This is a genomic window from Roseovarius sp. E0-M6, from assembly GCF_037083845.1.
In the GTDB taxonomy this organism is placed as follows: domain Bacteria; phylum Pseudomonadota; class Alphaproteobacteria; order Rhodobacterales; family Rhodobacteraceae; genus Roseovarius.
Map to the genome: position 1 here is coordinate 1 of NZ_JBAPLA010000014.1, position 18,277 is coordinate 18,277.

15 protein-coding genes are annotated in these 18,277 nt (G+C 59.1%); 6 read left to right on the top strand and 9 right to left on the bottom strand.

All coding sequences use genetic code 11. The features are described 5' to 3' along the window. Nucleotides 1-924: 924 nt before the first annotated feature. The 4 genes from V8359_RS19115 (at nt 925) to V8359_RS19130 (ending at nt 4,396) form a co-directional block, all read left to right on the top strand. On the top strand, nt 925-1,608 hold the full coding sequence (locus V8359_RS19115; protein WP_336430738.1) for a hypothetical protein: 684 nt from the start codon (nt 925-927) through the stop codon (nt 1,606-1,608). A gap of 118 nt (nt 1,609-1,726) precedes the next feature. After that, nucleotides 1,727-1,945, top strand: a complete 219-nt coding sequence (locus V8359_RS19120) for a hypothetical protein (protein WP_336430739.1) — start codon at nt 1,727-1,729, stop codon at nt 1,943-1,945. A 190-nt stretch (nt 1,946-2,135) separates the two neighbouring features. Further along, complete coding sequence (locus tag V8359_RS19125; protein WP_336430740.1) at nt 2,136-2,732, top strand: hypothetical protein; 597 nt, start codon at nt 2,136-2,138, stop codon at nt 2,730-2,732. A gap of 143 nt (nt 2,733-2,875) precedes the next feature. Continuing rightward, nucleotides 2,876-4,396, top strand: coding sequence for a hypothetical protein (locus V8359_RS19130; RefSeq protein WP_336430741.1), 1,521 nt, complete (start codon nt 2,876-2,878; stop codon nt 4,394-4,396). 8 nt (nt 4,397-4,404) lie between these two features. Here V8359_RS19130 and V8359_RS19135 read toward each other — a convergent pair whose 3' ends face one another. From V8359_RS19135 to V8359_RS19145, 3 genes are all read right to left on the bottom strand, one after another. Further along, nucleotides 4,405-5,550 carry a DegT/DnrJ/EryC1/StrS family aminotransferase gene (locus V8359_RS19135; protein ID WP_336430742.1) on the bottom strand — a complete coding sequence of 382 codons (1,146 nt, stop codon included), beginning with the start codon at nt 5,548-5,550 and terminating at the stop codon, nt 4,405-4,407. Between the two features lie 63 nt (nt 5,551-5,613). Continuing rightward, nucleotides 5,614-6,729, bottom strand: coding sequence for a glycosyltransferase (locus tag V8359_RS19140; RefSeq protein WP_336430743.1), 1,116 nt, complete (start codon nt 6,727-6,729; stop codon nt 5,614-5,616). Nucleotides 6,730-6,732: 3 nt separating this feature from the next. After that, nucleotides 6,733-7,911: a glycosyltransferase family 4 protein gene (locus tag V8359_RS19145; RefSeq protein WP_336430744.1), complete on the bottom strand. Its 1,179-nt coding sequence runs from the start codon at nt 7,909-7,911 to the stop codon at nt 6,733-6,735. A 177-nt stretch (nt 7,912-8,088) separates the two neighbouring features. Between V8359_RS19145 and V8359_RS19150 the strand changes: the two genes are divergently transcribed. Further along, nucleotides 8,089-9,006, top strand: a complete 918-nt coding sequence (locus V8359_RS19150) for a glycosyltransferase family 2 protein (protein ID WP_336430745.1) — start codon at nt 8,089-8,091, stop codon at nt 9,004-9,006. Between the two features lie 24 nt (nt 9,007-9,030). Continuing rightward, a complete protein-coding gene (locus tag V8359_RS19155) occupies nt 9,031-9,882 on the top strand; it encodes a class I SAM-dependent methyltransferase (protein ID WP_336430746.1) in 852 nt (283 codons plus the stop codon). Nucleotides 9,883-9,893: 11 nt separating this feature from the next. Here V8359_RS19155 and V8359_RS19160 read toward each other — a convergent pair whose 3' ends face one another. From V8359_RS19160 to V8359_RS19185, 6 genes are all read right to left on the bottom strand, one after another. Further along, the gene (locus V8359_RS19160; protein WP_336430747.1) at nt 9,894-11,018 is read right to left on the bottom strand and encodes a hypothetical protein; all 1,125 of its coding nucleotides are present in this window, start codon (nt 11,016-11,018) and stop codon (nt 9,894-9,896) included. Further along, the gene (locus V8359_RS19165) at nt 11,018-12,349 is read right to left on the bottom strand and encodes a flippase (RefSeq protein ID WP_336430749.1); all 1,332 of its coding nucleotides are present in this window, start codon (nt 12,347-12,349) and stop codon (nt 11,018-11,020) included. The genes V8359_RS19160 and V8359_RS19165 overlap by 1 nt, the downstream gene beginning before the upstream one ends. Further along, complete coding sequence (locus tag V8359_RS19170; RefSeq protein WP_336430751.1) at nt 12,346-13,647, bottom strand: hypothetical protein; 1,302 nt, start codon at nt 13,645-13,647, stop codon at nt 12,346-12,348. The genes V8359_RS19165 and V8359_RS19170 overlap by 4 nt, the downstream gene beginning before the upstream one ends. Before the next feature lie 24 nt (nt 13,648-13,671). Beyond that, entirely contained in the window at nt 13,672-15,855 is a 2,184-nt protein-coding gene (locus V8359_RS19175; RefSeq protein ID WP_336430752.1) for a GumC family protein, read from the bottom strand. A gap of 241 nt (nt 15,856-16,096) precedes the next feature. After that, on the bottom strand, nt 16,097-16,924 hold the full coding sequence (locus tag V8359_RS19180; protein ID WP_336430753.1) for a hypothetical protein: 828 nt from the start codon (nt 16,922-16,924) through the stop codon (nt 16,097-16,099). Continuing rightward, on the bottom strand, nt 16,921-18,075 hold the full coding sequence (locus V8359_RS19185; protein ID WP_336430754.1) for a glycosyltransferase family 4 protein: 1,155 nt from the start codon (nt 18,073-18,075) through the stop codon (nt 16,921-16,923). The genes V8359_RS19180 and V8359_RS19185 overlap by 4 nt, the downstream gene beginning before the upstream one ends. Between the last annotated feature and the right edge of the window lie 202 nt (nt 18,076-18,277).

The following is an 18,277-nucleotide window of genomic DNA, read 5'->3' on the forward strand; positions in this document are numbered from 1 at the left end:
CGAAGATTGTGAAGCCGGGGTTGCAAACGAGATTTCCTTCGTTGCCAATCTCTTCCCGGAAGCTGCGTGAGAGAAGAGGTTCTGGATTCCACTGCCTGGTTGCCAAGCTAACGCAATAGACCCGTCTGCATAGATCTGTCGCTGCATCAGGCCTGAAAAAATGGTGTCCCCTCTCGATTCGGATGTGTTGAGGGTGCAGGCGCGTCCTGATCCGACGCTGCATAGCGCGCTAAGATTACCCTCAGCGGCCACGTAGGCCGCGTGTATCGTAACGGCGTGCGCGCCGGGCCAACTTAGCTTGCCAACGGAATCAAGTGACCTCGACTGAGCATTTTGGGGCTGCTGAATGGGATCGGAGAAGAGCCTGTCCACGATAGTGCTGAAGTTGGGGGCACCTAGGCATGTCGATGAGGTATCCTTATATGCTCCCGCCGAACCCGCCGCTCAACGAAAAGACAGACAGTTGAGCCATCTGCTCGACAGACTAAACTTCTTCCAGAGCAAGCAAATGAAGCAATGCCTAGACGGTTGAGGTCGGACCACCCACGAGAACCGCGCGCGCGACAAGCATCTCCAGGCGCTCGCTTTCCATCAGGCCGCGCAGATCGGCAAGTACCGAAGGCGCGAACTGCCAGACACCGAGCAGGCCGATCCCGATGTCGCGTGGTCCTTAATTGGGTTCTGCCTCAATCTGAAACCGTAACTGGTCTGACTCGAACATCGGAGCCTTGGCACCACCACTTGGGGCAATGCCCCTGAAATATTGCACACAGCATGATCGCGATGTAACAAGAGGGTGTTATCGCAAGGGGTTGCCGCCTGCCCAGGTAACGGACCATCATCGGGAGAAAGCAACTGGACGAGAATTCACCCATCCGGTCGCAGCGATCAACACTTGTACATGGCTGGAAGCACTATCGCGGATTGTTCCGCCAGGATGGTTTCCTGAGGGATCTGCTGATCGTCTTCGTCTTTACCGATCTGTTCTTCATTGTTCTCTACACGATCTTTGGGGTGCTGAAGGCCCTCGGCCTTGCGCCCGAAATCCCGTCATTCCAGCTCAATGCCGAAACCGGGCTTGCGTCGATCTGGAACTACGGAAAGCTGATGGTTTCAACTGCTGCGCTTGTTCTGATCTGGAAGCGTGAGAGGGGCGTCTCTCTGATCATCATGACGGGATTGTTCCTCTTCTTGCTGCTCGATGATTACTACGAAATACATGATCACGTCGCCCGGGCGCTGGGGGAGCAGATATCGATAACTGCGCTCCACAGCCTGCATCCACAAAATCGTGGGGAGCTTTTCGTTTATTCCGTGATCCTCGCCATTGCCGCGCCGTTGCTGTGGCTGGCGGTGCGGAGAGTGACGCCGCCCTCCCGTGCATTCGTCGGCGCGCTGGCGGCCGGAGTGATCATGATCGGGCTGTTTGGTGTGGCGGTCGATGTCCTGCACGGCGCGCTTGATGCGATGCTCGGCGGGGTTTCAGACGTGATCGGCAAGATCTTCAACCGGCTCATGACGATTCTCGAGGATGGAGGCGAGATGATCGCCATGTCTGTCTGCGTCTGGCTGTGCATCATCCGCCTGTGGGAACGCCGCAGGGAGTGAGCCGCAACCACCAATCCTGCGGTATTGCTGCCTTTTCCTTTTATGCCGTCTGCAAACGATTGTTGCTCCCCTATGAACATTACGTTAAACTTTTATGAAATTATGAAAGCTGATCGTTATGGACATCTGGACCATCTTTGTTGCGTTTTACGTCGCTTCGTCGATCTTCGCGATCACCATGACGTATCGCGAACAGAAACGGCGCGGACACAGAACGCCTGTTTTCGCACTGATCGGATATCTTCTTTGCACGGTTTGGCCACTGGTCGTCGCGGCGATCCTCGTGTTCACGAGGGTGTTCCCCGAACCGGGCGAGTACCCGTCGGAACGATCCTGACAGGAACACTGCAGAAACGGGAGCGTTCCGGCACATGAGACGGCCAGGACGCAGGCATCTTGTTCCGATAGTATCGCGTGTTTTGCCATATCTCAGCGATGACTGGCGTGAGCGGGTTACCCGCCAGATGCATCCCAGGAATTCTCGCGCCCGTGAAGGCGTGAAGCAATATCTGCCGCCGGATATTCCAGTGGATCTGTTCTTCAGACGCCTCGACGATGAGGGCATACGCGTCGTTGTTCTGAGGTGGTTCGAGGCTCTGCCGCATATTGCCCCCGGACATGATCTCGACATTCTCATCGCAGATGACGCGATAGACCGTGTGCAGGCGCTGATGTCGTGTTGGCCGGAGGGTCAGCGCGTTGATTGCTACTCCGAAACCGGCTTGCGGGGGACGGGATATCTGCCGCCATCAGCTGACAATGTTCCTGCCTTTCCCCCTGCCATCGCGGCGGCGATCCTCGGAACCGCGCGGCGGTGTGATGGTGGCTGGTGGGTGCCGGGGCCGCGTGAGCATGCGTTGGCATTGGCGTATCACGCAATTTATCTCAAGGGCTATGCGTCCGGCCTGCCACCGGATGACCGGACGCCCTCCTCCACCATCGGCTCACATGATTACTCTGCCGTCCTGACGGAACTGACCGCTCGGATAGGCGTCCCGCTTGAGCCGCCCGTGACCATGTCAAGTCTCGATCGAATGCTCGCCCGGGAAGGGTGGCGCCCGCCTCCCGATCACCTTCGTCGGCTTGCCGCGCGCAACCCTTGGATCGACAGTGAGTTGCTATGAGCGTGCTGGCATCGCGGACCGATCTTGAAGGGTATTTCCGGGCTCGTGGCATCTCCGCGCTGGAACTCGGACGAATCCACGCATCCGACGGGAGCCATGCCGCACTTCTTGTGCCCGACGAGGCACGCATGGGGCGCAGGTGGATGCGCAAGGCCGGGCTGGCTAGTGGACAGCTCTTCTCGCCCGGCGGTGGCACGGGACGTTCCTTCAGGCTGACAGGTGCCGAGAGCGAGGTAACACTATCTCTCTTTCCTGTCGACCTGGCGGAGCATCTTCTGGCGCGTGCTGATGAGCTGGAGGCCTTGGACCGGTTTCGGATCGCCGCGTATATCCGCGCCTATTTCGGATCGCCCGCCCGCATCATGGGGCGCGACGATACCGATGACCACGAAGCATTGGGCCTTATTGCGGAGGCGGCGGGGTATGACGCGTCGATCTTTCAAGACCGCGCCGCACTCGATGCCGAACTGGTTGAAGCCGGTTGGCGGCCCACGCATGACATGCTCGACAGGCTGGGCATAGCGGATCCGTGGCTACGCGATCACATGCAGGCCAGGGTCGCGGCAGGGCAGACGCCCCCGGCTGGATTTGCAGTGTATTTCCTCAGGAAACGTGCAATGTCCCCGGGGCGTGTTGAAATGGCGCGCACCGCAATTCACACCAGCGGGTTCGAGATATTAGCCGAGCAGTCATTGTCGCCCGACCTGGTCGAGAACTTGAGGAAATCGACACGAGGAGGAAACTGGCGCAAGGGTCCGTTTCCTGTCAGCGGTGGTCCGCCTGCATATCTGTTCTTCGTTCTCGATGTCTTTCCGCATCCCCCCTATGCGAAGACCCGCCTGCGTCATCCGCTTCTCGACAATTTCAGGACACTGACCTGCAAGGAGCGGATTCGCACCGCAATCCTGACCGAGGTGGCCAGTTCTCAGGCTTTCAACCCTGTACATTCGACGGATACCAGCAACGAGGCCGCAAAGATAGCGTCTATGGTTCTCGGTGCGGCGGCATGTCTGGAATTGCTGCGGTCAGTCGACGATCGACTGGCGCAGGTCGCCCAACGAGCGGACGGGGGTACTCCTGCGGGACCGGCCACGAACGGCTTTGTGTACATGCGTCGCGGTTCCGTCCTGCGCAAACTCTATCGCCCGCACCTTGCCAGCAAGGCTGGCGCAGCTCTTGCGTTGCATCGGGGACTTGGGGTGTCGGATCCCGGCTGGGGGCGAATGCTGGATGGGTCGAGCGAGGCAGGTTACGTTGATTTTGCCGAGCCGGGGGAAGGGCTCCGCCCGGTCGCAGTCTGCCCTCTGCCCCTCGATTTGCGAGCGCTCGAACAACTGCGCGACATCCTTAAGGATACTGAAACGGCCGGCTGGCGCATTGACGAAAACTCTTTGTTCGAAAGCCTTTGGTATTCGCCGGAGCGGTCGAAACTCGTTATACTCGGCGCAGAAGGCGAGCGGGGGGAAGGTGGTCTCCTCGGCGGCATGCCTGCCAAGCGCTGGCGTGAGGTTTTCGGGGTCCCGCGCTCAGTGTCTATACAAGGCAATCCGCTGCGCCGCTGGCTTTGGCGGCATATGATTCATCCGGCCGCCTCTTGGATCGGGCGGGTCCAGCGCAGCTCGCGGCAAGGGCTGTCTGGTCTGAGACGCCTTTTGCGGCGTTGAAGGTTCAGTCAGGCTTCCATTCGCAGCCGTTTACTACCCTTTGCCAGTTCCGCGATCGTTTCGGCCATCGCCTCGACATGGTCTGGGGTGGCACCCGAATGGAACGGCAGGCAAAGAAGTGTCGTCTTGATCCGTTCGGCCACCGGCATCTGGGCCCGGCTGTGGATCGGCAAGCCGCGGTAGCATTCGTAATCGGTGCAGATCGGCCAGAAATACTTGCGCGCAAATATTTTTCGCTGCTTTAACCTCTCATACAGATCGTCACGCGATGCGCCGAATTCCTCGGGATCGACGCGCAGCAAGTAGTACTGTTCCGACTGGACCACGTGCTCTTGGATCACCTGGGTCCGCAGACCGTCATGGGCCAAAATGATCTTATCATAGCATGCCCGCAGGGCCTTGCGCGCTGCGCGTTCGGCTGGTGCCGTATGGAGATTGAGCAGGCCGACCGCCGCGTGCAACTCACTCATCTTGCCGTTTATGCCGACGCAACTCACGATTTCCTCGGATTCGATGCCGAAATTGCGCGCGAGTCCAAGGCGTTTGGCAAGGGCGGTGTCACGCGTCGTGACCAGTCCGCCCTCGACCGTGTTGAACAGCTTGGTGGCATGAAGCGAAAAGGCACTGACATCACCCATCGCCGCGATGGATTGACCACCCTTATGTGAATAGAAGGCATGCGCCGCGTCGAATAGCAGACGCAGCCCATGCGTATCGCAAAGCGCCTGCAGAGCATCCACGTCGCAGATCGTGCCATAAACATGCACACCCAGGACCGCTGCGGTGCGTGGGCTGATCGCCGCCTCGACCGCTTGCGGATCAAGCGTCAGCGTATCCGGGTCGATATCGGCAAAGACGGGCGTGAGGCCGCAGGCTGTTATGGCGTGGGCCGTGGCTGGGAAGGTAAGCGGCGTGGTGATCACCTCGCTTCCCTTTGGCAGGTCGAGGGCAAGCATTGCACATTGCAGAGCGGAGGTGCCCGAGCTGAAGAGCTTGGCGACCGGTACGCTCAGCAGTGCGCTCAATTCTGCCTCCAGCCTGTTGTGCATCGCGGCTTCGTTGGTGACGATTCGCGTGGCCCAGACCTCTTCGAGCAGGGTGTTTAGATCGGCGAGGTCAGGCAGGACGGGGCGGGCGACGTAGAGAGGATCCATTGCGTTGTCTCAGGTTTGGGAGATCGGAATGATCTGGTTATGCAAAATCGGCCACATAGCTGGTCACAGGCTAAGAACCGCATCGTAACGCGCGAAAATGTCCGGCGGCGAATAGCTCTGCATCCGTTGGAGGGAGAGCGTCTCGTATCGGCTGCGCAGTCCGGCCTCATCCATCAGGTCCATCGCATCGGCTAGCGCGGTAACATCGTCTACTGGCACCAACACGCCCCAGTGCGCCTGTTCGGGGCCTTTCACATGCCCCGTTAGCGTATCGGCGAGTATCTCGGCAGGGCCTGAGTGGCAATCGGTCGAGATCACCGCTCGCCCCAAAGACATCGCTTCGACCAGCGCATTCGGAAACCCTTCACTGCGGGAGGCTGAGACATAGGCGGTGCCACGAGCGAGGAACGCCTGCGGATTGTTGATATAGCCTGGCATGTGGACACGTTCACCTATTCCCAGCGAGTTTGCCAGCGCCACGAGGCGTGTGCGCTCCGGCCCCTCGCCGAGGATAAGCAAAGCGCGATCTTTGTTTGCATGAGCGGCAAAGGCGCGCAACAGCACCTCGCCCCCCTTGTTTGGAACCAGTCGACCGACCGCGACAAAAAAATCCTGCGGAAGATCGATCTCGGCTTCTTCCTGTCCTCTGAGCTGCAGCGCGTCTGCAAAGACCGGATTGGGGATTGCCGTGATACGGTTCGCGGGTACGCCGTAGCAGCGCTCCAATTCGTTACGCACTCCGCCCGAGACCGCGATCACCTTGTCGGCGCGAGGGTAGAGCCATCGTACCATCGCCCGCTGCAGACGACTCCGCGCTCCGCGACCGAGGTGACTGGTGGTATGGACTCGTTCACTGATGATGCAATGGAAGTCGCTGCTCCGTCGCGCCAATACCGCCGCGCAATTGGCCCGTGTGAGAAAGCTCAAAACGACATCGGGTCGCCACAGCGAGATGAAGTCACCGGCCTGCAGGAAGCTGCGAAAAAAGCTGCCACGGGAATCAAGTCGGATCCGTTTGACTTCGGGTGGTGCGGGATGGGCATCGGGCACGTCATCGAGTGTGGCAATGCACAAGTCCCAGTCTCCCGTGCTGGCCAGATGGGCGGCGATACTTACGAACACCTTCTCGGCACCGCCACCTTCCAGAGAGTTGATCATGAGAAGGAGTCTACGCGCCATTGCTTACGCCTTCGACTGCTGCTCTGCGTGTGGTGCTACGATACGGCGCAAGGGCGCGCCACCGGCCAGAAGCTCGATTTCTGCGAGCGTCGTGCGCGCGATTTCTTGCCAGTCGAAGTGGGACAAGTCCACGTTCAGGCTCTGCGTATAGTCTGACAGATCGGCATCGAGTTTTTCCGTCAGTTTCTCGGTCGACCCGACCGGAAAGTAATTTCTCTGAGGGAGGCCGATGTTGAGATTCGCGTCGATGTCGCTGAGCAGAACCGGAACACCCGAATGAAGCGCCTCAAGTGCGGCGATCGACAGCCCTTCATGGTAGGACGGAAGAACGAACAGACCACTTTCAGCGTTCAGCGCGAGAACCGTCTTACGCGGAACCTTCCCGACGAGGATGATGTTTTCATCGCGTTCCGCGCGATCACTCAGCGATCGGGCGTAATCACTTGCGTGATCCGAGTCACCCACGATCACCAGCTTCCAGGGCGGCTCCTTCAACGGCAGGCGTGAAGCCTGAAATGCCTTGATTAGCAGGTCGTGCGCTTTTTCCGGCACCAGCCGTCCCACTGAAATGACGTAGGATCCCGCGTTCAGCGCATGTTTCGCGAGCAGATCGGGGATGGCTTCCGAAGGCTCTTCGCTGCTGAAACCGTTAGGGATATGCACGATCCGGTCCGCTTTCTTGGGAAAGCGGGCCTGCAGCCGCTTTGCGGTGCTGGGCGATACGGTAATCACACGATGCGAGAAGCGCACAGCCAGACTTTCGCCCCGCCGAAGCATAAAGCGAGAGAATGGTCCCCACTTCTGTCGCCGGTAATCAGCACCGTGGTGCGTAAAGAGCAATCGAAGGCCCAGAAGGCGCGCCATGGGGGCCAGCAGGCCAGGGCCGATGGCGTGGAGGTGGACAAGATCGGTGCGCAATACGAAGCGCGCATAGAGAAGCGCGATCAAGGTATGGACTATAGTTTCTGCCGACGGGTGGCGGGGTGCCCAGATCGGGATCTGTTCAACACCGTTCACCTCTTTCCGCGCATCGACATAGGCTTGGCGTGCCAGCAGTGTGATCTTCAACTCTCCGGGGGCCACATTTGCGAGGATATGCGGCAGAAGCTGCGCGCAGTGTGTCTCGATTCCTCCCATGACGTCGGGAATGCCCCTGAGACCTATAACCGTTAACTTCGTCAACTTCGCTTCCCCTATCCAACTCTGGGCTGCGACCTTGGCTCTTCGTGCCGGAAGTCGTGCCAAGATAAAAAAAGATAAAGAGATAATAACAATTATCCAGTATAACTTTGTATATGATCGAAATAGAGAGAAACTATGCAAAGAAGGGGCAACAATCCCGGTCGCCTACCGAGACTGTTGAAAGAGTCAGACAGTTTGAGAAGCAATACAATAACGATTCGTGACCGCGCCCAGCGGTCAGAAGGTAGCTGCGGAATCAGTGTCGTGATTCCAACCTGCAATCGTAGCGACTACCTGCGTGAAGCGGTGCAGAGCGCTCTGGCGCAGACTGTCGAGATACGCGAAGTTATCGTTGTTGACGATGCCTCGGACAGCGATCCGCGCTCCCAGCTTGCAGATCTTGGTGACAAGGTGAAAGTCCACCGCCTGCCAGAACGCAGCGGTGCCAATGTCGCCCGCAATCTTGGCATCGAACTGGCCAGCGGGAGGTGGGTCGCACTGCTGGACGATGACGATATATGGGTGCCCGAAAAGACCGAGACGCAACTCTGCGCGATGGGCGTGGAGGGTGAGACAGAGGCTGAATTCGCGCTCAAGGTGGAGGCTTGCTTGTGCATCGCTCAGGATGTTGGAGGTCCGGCCGACAAGCCACGGAATATCTCGGACATCGCCGAGCGTCTGCGCAGAGAGAACCCCTGTGGCACCAGCGGGCTGATCGCCCGTCGCGCGCTGCTGTTAGCAGAGCCTTTTGACGTCATGCTGCGACGCGCACAAGATTGGGATCTCTTCGTGCGCCTTGCAAAGCGTGGGCAACTGATGTTGGTCGAAAAGCCTCTCTATTTCCGTCGTGTGGGACATGATCGAATCACCACCAATGCTATGCGCCAAACGCCGGAAGAGCTCTTTGCAACGGCTGCTGCTGCCACACACAAGCATCGCGACTGGCTGGGCGAGCCCGCCTACAGGCGGCGGTTGGCCATAGCTATGCTCAGCTATATCTCCCAGCGAGAACGCAAGTTGCGTTACATCACGGCGGCCATCCGCCATTCCGGATTCCGGGTAACATTGGGCGTTCTGGCGTCCAAACTTCGTTGAATGTAAGAAACAAGGAGCGCGGCAATGGACCAGAACGAATATACCGATTATCGGGCGCTGCTGCACGCGACACTTGCCGATGTCGATGCGCTGATGTCGCAGACGGTCTATGACGCGCTCTTCGATGCCGCTGCGGAACATGGGCCGCAACAGGTGCTGGAGATCGGTACCGCGCATGGGGCCGGGACGATCGCGCTGGCTCTCGGCGCGGCCTCTCGCGGGCACGCAACGCGGATCACGACGGTCGACACGCTTCAGGCGCTGCCAGACATCCCCTCGTCGCGGGCGCGCTTCGGCGGCCCGGCCGAGAACAAGGAGATCGTAGAGGGCAACTTCTGTAAAGCCGGCGTGGAGGGCCGAATTGTCCTGCATGTGGGGCGCAGCGATGACTTCGCCACCGTGATTCCCGAGGGGTTTGTCTTGGAAATGCTGGTGCTCGATGCGGATGGACGCATCGACCGTGACCTGGCACTTTTCGGACCGTACTTAGCGGCGGGGGCGGCGATAATCGTCGACGATATCGACGGCAAAGTCGGCGCGGCCTTGCAAGGCGGGCGACTTGCGATCGACCTCAAGCATGTGATCTCGCAAAAGTTGACCACACGACTCGTCGATGAAGGATATTTACGCCTCGAAAAGCGAACGGTCGATACGTCCTTCTTTCGCGCGCAGGATCCGGCCGGCTGGGATTATGGGCGCATGAATGAGATAGCCATCGCCTGCTATCGCGAGCTTGTCTTTCTGAATACCACAATCTCTTCGGTGCTGACGAGCAGCATCGCCTCTCTGCTGAGCTCGAAACCCTTGCTCCGGCCGCTATATGGCGGGGCGCGGTCGGTCTATCGACGTCTTTCGGGGTGCGGCCGCCCAGGTTAAGGGAGGCGACCTTAAAGCGCGAGTGCACTGAGCAAAGAAGCTCTCCGGCTTTTATGTGCCTGACGCCGCTGTAGGCTGCCCAGTGCACGCCCTATCAGCCACACAGGATGCAGCCCCGCACGCTTCGCCCTTTGCAGCCAAGGCGGGTCGTGGAGAAAGCTGTGGCAATCAAGGCCAGTGAAGGGCCGCCATTTTCCGGAATACGGGTTCTGGCGCATCCCGATGTCGAACAGTGTGGCGGCGCTGTCATCATCCCGAATGCCTGAAAGAAAGGCTGCCTGCTCCGGTTTGAGGGATTCCGGGTTGCGCCGCGCGAATTCGAAGTCGATACAGCGTAGGGCACCATTTCGGGCATCGATCAGCACATTGTCGCGTGGTGTCAGGTCGAGCGGATCCCAGCCACGCGCGGTGACCAGTTGCGCGAATTCCGCAAGCTCCGCGACACATGACATCGGCAGAAGCCATGGAAGCGACATGACCGACAGAAGCGGGCTGGCGGGCTGCTGTATGATGTACTCGAAATAGAGCGCCGTTCCGGTCCGATGCAATATGCGTGCAGGTACCGGGCTGAGTGGGGCTATATCATCGTGAAATGCGATCTCGTTGGCCATGGCCTCGCCGGCGGTGGCCCGAAAGGTCTTCTTGACTGCCATGCCACCCTGCCATTCGACCAGTTCCACCTTGGCGCGATGCCGGTGGCGGCTGAGGGTGGAAATGACCGGCTCGCGTGTCTCCATTCGGGTGCGACGCAGAGCGATACGCTCGCGTAGCACGGCGCGGTCCTCGCCCGTCAGAACAGCATCCATGATGGCCACGGCATGTTGGGAATTCACGGCGATTTTCAAATCACCAACCGCAGCACCGAGGGTCGCGCCAAGGTGGAAGGCCGCGCCGTCGATGGAGGAATGTGCGAAGCTTTCGCCCGGCGGATCCTCCGCCTCTATCAGCGGATCGAAGCAGATCAGCACGGGAGAGCCGGATCGCGCGACGCTGGCCGAAGGCACTGAATTCGGGACTTCGTCGAGGACCCGCTCTGCAAACAGCTCGAAGCCCCTGCGCGCGAGAGCCGCGACGGCGGGCGCCAACCGCTCCGTCCCGGTGCCGGGCCTCGCCACGACGACACATAGCTCGCGCATCAGATGTCACCTCGATCATGTCGCAAGACAGCGAGGCCTCGCCGGAACCACAGGATGGACCGGATCTGCATCTTCGCGACCGGCCGGAGCGAAGGGACCAGGGGAGCTAGAAGAAGTGGTGCCAATGTGTAGGAAATCAACGTGGCCCATGCCGCTCCTTCGGCCCCAAACCTGGGAATAAGCAAGAGGTTGAGGGCTACGTTGCTCACTGCACCCGTGAGGTTGATGAGCGCCGAGCTCCAGTAAAGTCCATCGGCCAGAAGGTACTTGTGAATGAGTTGCCGCGTCGCGAAGACAACGCCAACCCAGACCTGGATCTGTAGCAGGGCCGTTGCAGGAAGGTATTCCGGCCCGAAGAGCAACCCGATCAGAGGCGCGGCCCAGAAGAAGCTGGTGAGAGCTATCAGTGTACCGAAGGCGGCAAAGGCATCCATCGCCTCCTGAATGCGCCGCCGGTAATGCTCGGGTGCCGTGCTCCGAAGCTCCATCATTCGGGGAAAGGCGGCCATCGCCAACGTCGAGGGCAGGATGTACCACGCTTCGGAAAGACGGGTGGCAACCGCATATTGGCCGGTCGCCTCTTTCCCGACCATGTTGGCGAGAAACAGGATATCGACTTTAAGATAGATCACCGTCGAGATCGATCCAAGTACCAACGGCAAGGCGCTGCCTGCATAGCTTCGCATGAGCCCACGGTCGACCCGCAGCCGAGGCGATTTTCCGGTGCGTATGTAATAGGCCAGCCCGGCGGCGATGCCCTGTGTCACGATCTCGCCGCCGGCGGCGATGATGAAGGCATCCACGGATGCATCCAAAAGGACCAACAGCATTTTCAGCAAGGTGAAGGTGAGTAGAACGCAGACCTCAACGATCACGAAAATCCGCGGATTCTGCAATGCGATGAACTGTTCCTTGATCGTATCGAAGATCTGGAACAGTAGCGCGACCCCCAGAAGCATGCACAACAGCGCAATGTTGTCATGTTCGATGGGAAAGCGGGTCGAGACGACATAGATCACAGCCAATGCGGCAAGCGTGCCGCCCAAGCGCATCGCGGTGATGGTCCCGAGGATCCGCTCGGCATCCTCAGGGCGGGTGGCGTATTCGCGCAGCGCCAGATTGCGCATACCCAGCGTGGTGAGCGGCATCACCATCACGACAAGCGAAATCGTGTAGTTCAGCACACCGAAATTTTCAGGGCCGAGGTGCCGTGCCAGCACTATGCCCAACACCAGTGAGTTGAAAATGGTGGTGACCTGCCGGGCCAGCAGCCAGCCTGCAGATTTGAAGAAACGTGCTCGCGCCTCGGCGACTTTCGGCAGGCGGATCATCGCGAACCTGCCTGCTGCATGCGCTGCAGGGGCCGGCGTTCGGGTTGGCGTTCGGTCAGATGCCAGGTGACGGCCACCAGAAGCGCGACAAAGATGATGCCCTCGGGCCGGATCAAGAAGGAGGTCCCGAGGCTGCCGATCATCAGTGCGCCATAGCCACCGGCGAGAACCGCATTGGTCGGGCGTGGCGCATGTCTCAACGCCGCCCCGACAAGACTGCCGACGATGCCGATCCACAAGAGCAGCCCGAGGAGCCCGGTCTCAAAAAGTATGCGCAAGAACTCGTTATGCGGATGAGTGCCGATGAAACCGGTATCGGCACCAGGCCCAAATCCGATCAAATGCCGCACCAAGTCGGCCTGCGCATACCCCTCGAGATAGGCCGCACCAATGTAGATCCGGGCGGAGAGTAGGTCTTTTTCCGCTGCGCTGAACTCCTGCGCCGGTTTTGCGAGATCACCCAGCATGCCGATAGCCGTGACCAATTCCGAAAAGCGATCCGAGGGCAGCAGCGCCACCACCACCGGCACGACGGCCAGCACGGCGATCAGGGAAATGACAGCCCGCCGGTTCTGCCCTTTTCTGGCTGTCATGAGTACGATGATCGCAATCAGAGACGGCAGAGAGGCAAGGATGAGTGTGCGGTAGTTGGCCAGGACCATCGAGGCCATCACTATGCCGAACGCCGTGAACAGCCAGAACCGTTTGCGCCAGGGATAGACGGTCACCAGCCAGACCGCGCAGAGCGCTACGGTCGAGAACACAGCCTCGTGTACATAATTTCCGACATAGCTCACGCTGCCATCCATCCCGATCTGTGACTGCCCCAGAAGGACCGCGGTGAGTTGCAATCCGATGGGAAGCGAAAACACCGCCAGAAGGCAACCCAGCACTGTTCGGTTTCCGTGGATCCCAAGGGCCCGATGGATCAGCACGACGATCAGGATAAACATGATCCACAGCGTCCCGGTATTCAGCAATGCGCTCAGTTGTCCGTTCAAGAGCGCGCTGAGCAACAGAACGGCAACCATTGCTCCGAACGGCATCAGGCGAGGCCGGCGCAGGCAGTCGAGCGGGACGATGAAGAGCAACGCCATCACGGCGATGAACGTTCCGAGTGCCAGAATCGACTGGCCCGCAACAACTGTGCGCAATGCCGGTTCACCGAGAGCCGTCAGCGCGAAACGCACCCAGATCAGAAGGATTACGGCCCGCGAGAGCTGATCGTCCCCGAGCGCGCGTATCTGCCGCAAGAGCACCACGAGGCTCACCGTGATTACAAGGAGTGAGACCAGCATCCACATGACCGCTCCCTTCTCCTCTTAAGTGCTGGGGTGCTCGGGTAGCTGCAGGGGCGACCTTGGGCCGGGAAGTTGCATGAGCGCGGCCTGTCGCTCGCGCGGCATCATGGTCAGTGCCAGCGCGCTGATTGCAATACCCATCTCTTCGAGCGCCCGCGCGCATTGCTGTATCCGGTCGAGACGTGAACGGTTCCACGCAGAGGCGAAGACCGTGTGGTCTGCCTGCTGCCCGATCTCGAGAAGTCCGGAAGAGAGTGGCATGGTTCGTGCATCCAGGATGACGATATCAGCCCCCAGAAGGTTCCCGCGCCGGTCCTCCAGTTGGTCCTCGATCGCGAGTTCCTCATCCATAAGTCGCAATATGTCGTCAGAGTAATTGAGAAAGCCGAAGCCTGCCCTCTTGAACTCTTCGGTCTGGGCGAAATCAGTGAGCCACCCATCCTCGTCCGCATTGATGAGCAGGGTGTTGGAGTCTCGGCTGAAGCTTTCTGCCAGCAACATGGAGAGGGTGGATTTCCCCTCACCTCGGTCGGCAGAGGTGATCATGATCAGGCTGGTCCAGTTTTTCGAGCGGGGTCTGAGATAGGATTTCAGCCAGTTTACCGAGATCGCCAGTTCCGAATCGGCATGGTCCTGAAAGTAGCGCAGCAGATCCGACGGATGCTTCACGTCGGGCAGATGGGGCAAGGTGACGAGTGTGCCCATACGATTCAATGCCACGAGGTCGAGCGTTTCCATCGCTGGTTCCTCTTCCTCCCTCGGACCACGCGCATGACCGATGGTCAGATAGATCAGCATGCCCCCACCCGCCACGATCCCGGCCAGCAAGGCTAGTTTTGCTTTTTGCGGTGCGACAGGGGCAGAGGGGCGTTCGGCCTCTGCCACGAGGCGTACGCCTGGTGACTGGAACTGGCTGCGCTGCCGTACTTCCTTCTGACGAAGCAGAAAGCGCTCGTAAACTTTGCGCGATGTTTCAAATTCACGTGTCAGGGCATCGAGGCGAAAGTTGTCCTGTTTTGCGGCGACCAGAGCGACACGGACCTCCCGGATCTCGCGTGCCAGATCGTTCTTCCGGTCCTCCAGCGCACCAATGCGAACGTCGAGCCCCGAGATCAAACGGGCCGTTTCCGTTTCCAAGAGCGTTATCAGCTGTCTTCGTGTCTCCTGCGCTTCGCGGGTCTTGGCATGGTCGCCGTAAATGGCGTTGAGTTCGACGATGGTGCCATCAAGCGCGGCCAATTGTTCCACCAGTGCGGTCACGGTTGGCACCTCCGCCACCGAGGCCAGCGTCAGATAGTTACCGTAGGCTCGCAACTGGGCAATCTCTGTACGCCGAGCCACAAGTTCTGAACGCAAGTTATCCAGCTGGATCGATTGCGTGGTCAGTTCGGCCAGCTGCGCATCAAGATCAGCCGTGGTGGCACGTTCCGATACGATCATCTCCCGTCCGAACTCCGATAGCTCTTTTTCATCTGCTTCCAGTTGGGCGCGCGCATCGTTCGTGCGCTCTTCCAGCCAATTTGTCGCACGTTCGCCAGCCGCAGCTTTGACTGCGATCTGATGCTCAATGTATTGCGTGGCGATTGCATTGCTGATCTGTGCGGCCAAGCTCGCACTTTCCGATGTGGTGCTGATCTCGATAACACGGGACTCGCCGATGCTGCGTATCGAGACATTGTCTCGCAAGGCGCGCGCCGCACGCTCGATCGGGTCGCGGGGGCTGCTGACGGGAGGCGTTTCGACGCCCAGCATCATCTTTACCTTGCCCAGCATGGTGGAGACCATGTCCGATAATTCATCAACTGGCGTGGGTTCGCGAAGGGTAGAGTTGAACTCCGCCCGAGAGGTCAGATCGAGATCCTCCACTACGGCCCGCATGATTTCCGGCGAGCGCAACAGGACGACAGCGCTCTCCAGCGTCGCGATTCCATCGGGCGCCTCGGGCACTGCATTGGGGATGTCGATCACCGGATCTGCCTGTATCTCTAGGAGAACCTGGGCGCTGGATTCGTAGCTGGCCGTAACCTGCGTCAGCGCTACATAGGCAAGTACCGTCGCAATCAGACCCGTGAGGATGAGGCGCAACTTGTGCTTAAGTGCGACGGACAGCAGCGAGACGTCGCCATCGGCACCATGCAGACGGGTAGCCGACTGGCGCTCACGGCCCCGGATATTCTCATCCACTCTGTACCAGTCATCCTGCATCGACCATGGTGCTCCTGCTTGTCTAACATGTTCTGTACACTCAGACCCCGTGCTTCTGACGCGAGGCCCAGTTTCTTCTTTGACATGCGGCTTCCGCGTCATACTTCATGAAGCGTTAATGTGCTCACACTATGGCGTTTTGAGGGTTGACATAGGGAAATCAGGTTGGACTCTCCCCACCTTGCGCCTGCGTGGTCATGGGGCGTTTTTCAGGTCTTAAGTTGGCGCTTCGCGACCTGTCTCATGAGCACGTCGCGAATACAGGGTGCATTTCGCCAGTCTGCCGAGGATCCTCGCTGAGATATTCTATAGCGGGAAACTCACCTGTTTCGCAAGAGACCTGATCTGAGGACAGGCGGCTGGCACCGTTGAACCTCGAGGCGAAGATGCGCAGTTGCGCACGTTCGCAATCCTTCAGCCAGATCAACGTATCTTCTGCGGGCTTGTTAATGCGTGAATGAACAATGTAATGCGGCCCTGGTCGCCACAATCGCAATGGGCGGTGGCCCGGGCCGGTGATAACAACATCGACAAGTTGGGTGGTCTCTGCCTTGCTGTCGATGGCGGCATCGGCGTTCCAATCGGCGATTGTCACAGCTTGCGCGTACAGCGCCTCCGCCGAGTCAAGCGTGATGGCATCGTAATTCGTCGTCTCGTATGAGATCCAGTCCGGCCAATCTGGCCGCAGGCTGACATCACTCAGAAAGACAGAGATGCCGGGATCCTTTCGGTGGGTCTTGATCGCCGCTCCGTAGCGGTCATGCGATCGCATGTCTCTCACCGTGATATCGAAAAAGGCGACTTGGCGCGGTGTGCCTTCACTTCCGTGGCGCAGAGAAAACCCAATACGCGCCGCTCGCAACTCTGCATTCCGCACCAACATTGGGGTTTCAATCTTCACCCGCCCATCGAATGCACCGCTGAGCACCTCGCTGCCCTCAAAGGCCTTGGTGAGCCAATCCTGTGCGGCGAGCGTCTCGCAGGCGACCAGCGCGGGATGCCGCTCCTGCGCGGTGCCATATGTCGCGAGCAGCAGAATCGGCAAAAAGGCAGCGCGTGTTCTGCTCATCCCATGTCATCCCGCGCGGCGAGTGTCGCCTCGATATGTGCGCGCATGTTCTGAACCACTAGTGGCCAGTCGTAGCGACCAGCCGCACGCTCGCGTGAAGCCAATCCCATCCGGGCGCAGCGTTCGGGATCGTCAAGAAGGTCAGACAGCCGATCGGCCAACGCGTTTGCCTCTCCAGGCGGCACGAGAAAGCCGTTAATCCCGTCCTCGACGATATCGGGCAGGGCTCCCACGCGTGTGGCTATTATTGGAAGTTGGTGCCACATCGCCTCTACAAAGACATTTCCGAAAGGTTCAAGACGTGTCGGCATGCAAAAGATCGCGGCGCGAGCATAATACTCGGGTATCTCGACGAGGGGGAGGAGACCCAAGTAATTCACGCCGTCGAGATCTTGGTCGTCGGGTACGCGACTGATCACCGTCAAGGTAGCGTCTGGGTGGCGCTCGCCGAGCATTCTAAAGGCACGGAGCAGAGTCGGCCCCCCTTTTCGCTGCCAATCCGCCCCTATGAAGAGGATCTCCTTGCGAGCGTAGCGTATCGGATTGGCGGGTTGCGAACGAGGGACAGTGGAATTGCTCCCAGTATATATGCACGCGACATGTTCCGGGTCTACCTCGTAATCTTCGATCAGCGCGCGGCTGACATTGGTACTCCACGTAAAGATCTTCTCCGCGTTGTGATAGATCTCGCGCTCGCAGGCACGCCATCCTGAAGAGTAAAGATCGGCAATGGTGAATCCGTCGAATTTCAGGTTTTCCAGATGGACGTGGTCCGTGTAGATGAAGTTGGGCACCCCCGGAACGCTGGCATCGAAGAGCGATTGTAGCTGAATGGAGAAGGCATGGCGTTCGGGGTCAATCCGGCCCGCCATCAGCCACTTGATCCAGCGAAAAACGAAATTCGTGCGAAAAAAAGCGTATTTGAGGCGTTTTCGACCGCGCAACAGGTCGGGCAGGTAGGTGGCGACCGCGAACAGGCCGGCCAGCGCCATGCGCAGCCGAGACCGCTTGAGAAATTCGAGCACATAAATGATATCGAGCTCGTAATCGGGAAAGGCTGCTTTCAAAGCCGCAAGCGTGCTTTTGGTGGCGACTGGTGCAGGCGGCGACGGGGTAAGTGAAATCACTGCGATTTTCCGACGTGCGGTCATTTTTTTCCAATCCTCTGTCATTGCCATCAGCGCAGCAATGCACGCCCTTTGCAAGGGTCAGACACGGATGTATTTGAACGGGTCTATTGCGTTAGCTTGGCAACCAGGCAGTGGAATCCAGAACCTCTTCTCTCACGCAGCTTCCGGGAAGAGATTGGCAACGAAGGAAATCTCGTTTGCAACCCCGGCTTCACAATCTTCG

What these genes read in the sequence shown, in the direction of transcription:
- V8359_RS19120 (WP_336430739.1), top strand. Translation starts at nt 1,727, where the DNA reads ATGGACATCTGGACCATCTTTGTTGCGTTTTACGTCGCTTCGTCGATC.
- V8359_RS19130 (WP_336430741.1), top strand. Translation starts at nt 2,876, where the DNA reads ATGCGCAAGGCCGGGCTGGCTAGTGGACAGCTCTTCTCGCCCGGCGGT.
- V8359_RS19135 (WP_336430742.1), bottom strand. Translation starts at nt 5,550, where the DNA reads ATGGATCCTCTCTACGTCGCCCGCCCCGTCCTGCCTGACCTCGCCGAT.
- V8359_RS19140 (WP_336430743.1), bottom strand. Translation starts at nt 6,729, where the DNA reads ATGGCGCGTAGACTCCTTCTCATGATCAACTCTCTGGAAGGTGGCGGT.
- V8359_RS19155 (WP_336430746.1), top strand. Translation starts at nt 9,031, where the DNA reads ATGGACCAGAACGAATATACCGATTATCGGGCGCTGCTGCACGCGACA.
- V8359_RS19160 (WP_336430747.1), bottom strand. Translation starts at nt 11,018, where the DNA reads ATGCGCGAGCTATGTGTCGTCGTGGCGAGGCCCGGCACCGGGACGGAG.
- V8359_RS19165 (WP_336430749.1), bottom strand. Translation starts at nt 12,349, where the DNA reads ATGATCCGCCTGCCGAAAGTCGCCGAGGCGCGAGCACGTTTCTTCAAA.
- V8359_RS19170 (WP_336430751.1), bottom strand. Translation starts at nt 13,647, where the DNA reads ATGCTGGTCTCACTCCTTGTAATCACGGTGAGCCTCGTGGTGCTCTTG.
- V8359_RS19175 (WP_336430752.1), bottom strand. Translation starts at nt 15,855, where the DNA reads ATGCAGGATGACTGGTACAGAGTGGATGAGAATATCCGGGGCCGTGAG.
- V8359_RS19180 (WP_336430753.1), bottom strand. Translation starts at nt 16,924, where the DNA reads ATGAGCAGAACACGCGCTGCCTTTTTGCCGATTCTGCTGCTCGCGACA.
- V8359_RS19185 (WP_336430754.1), bottom strand. Translation starts at nt 18,075, where the DNA reads ATGACCGCACGTCGGAAAATCGCAGTGATTTCACTTACCCCGTCGCCG.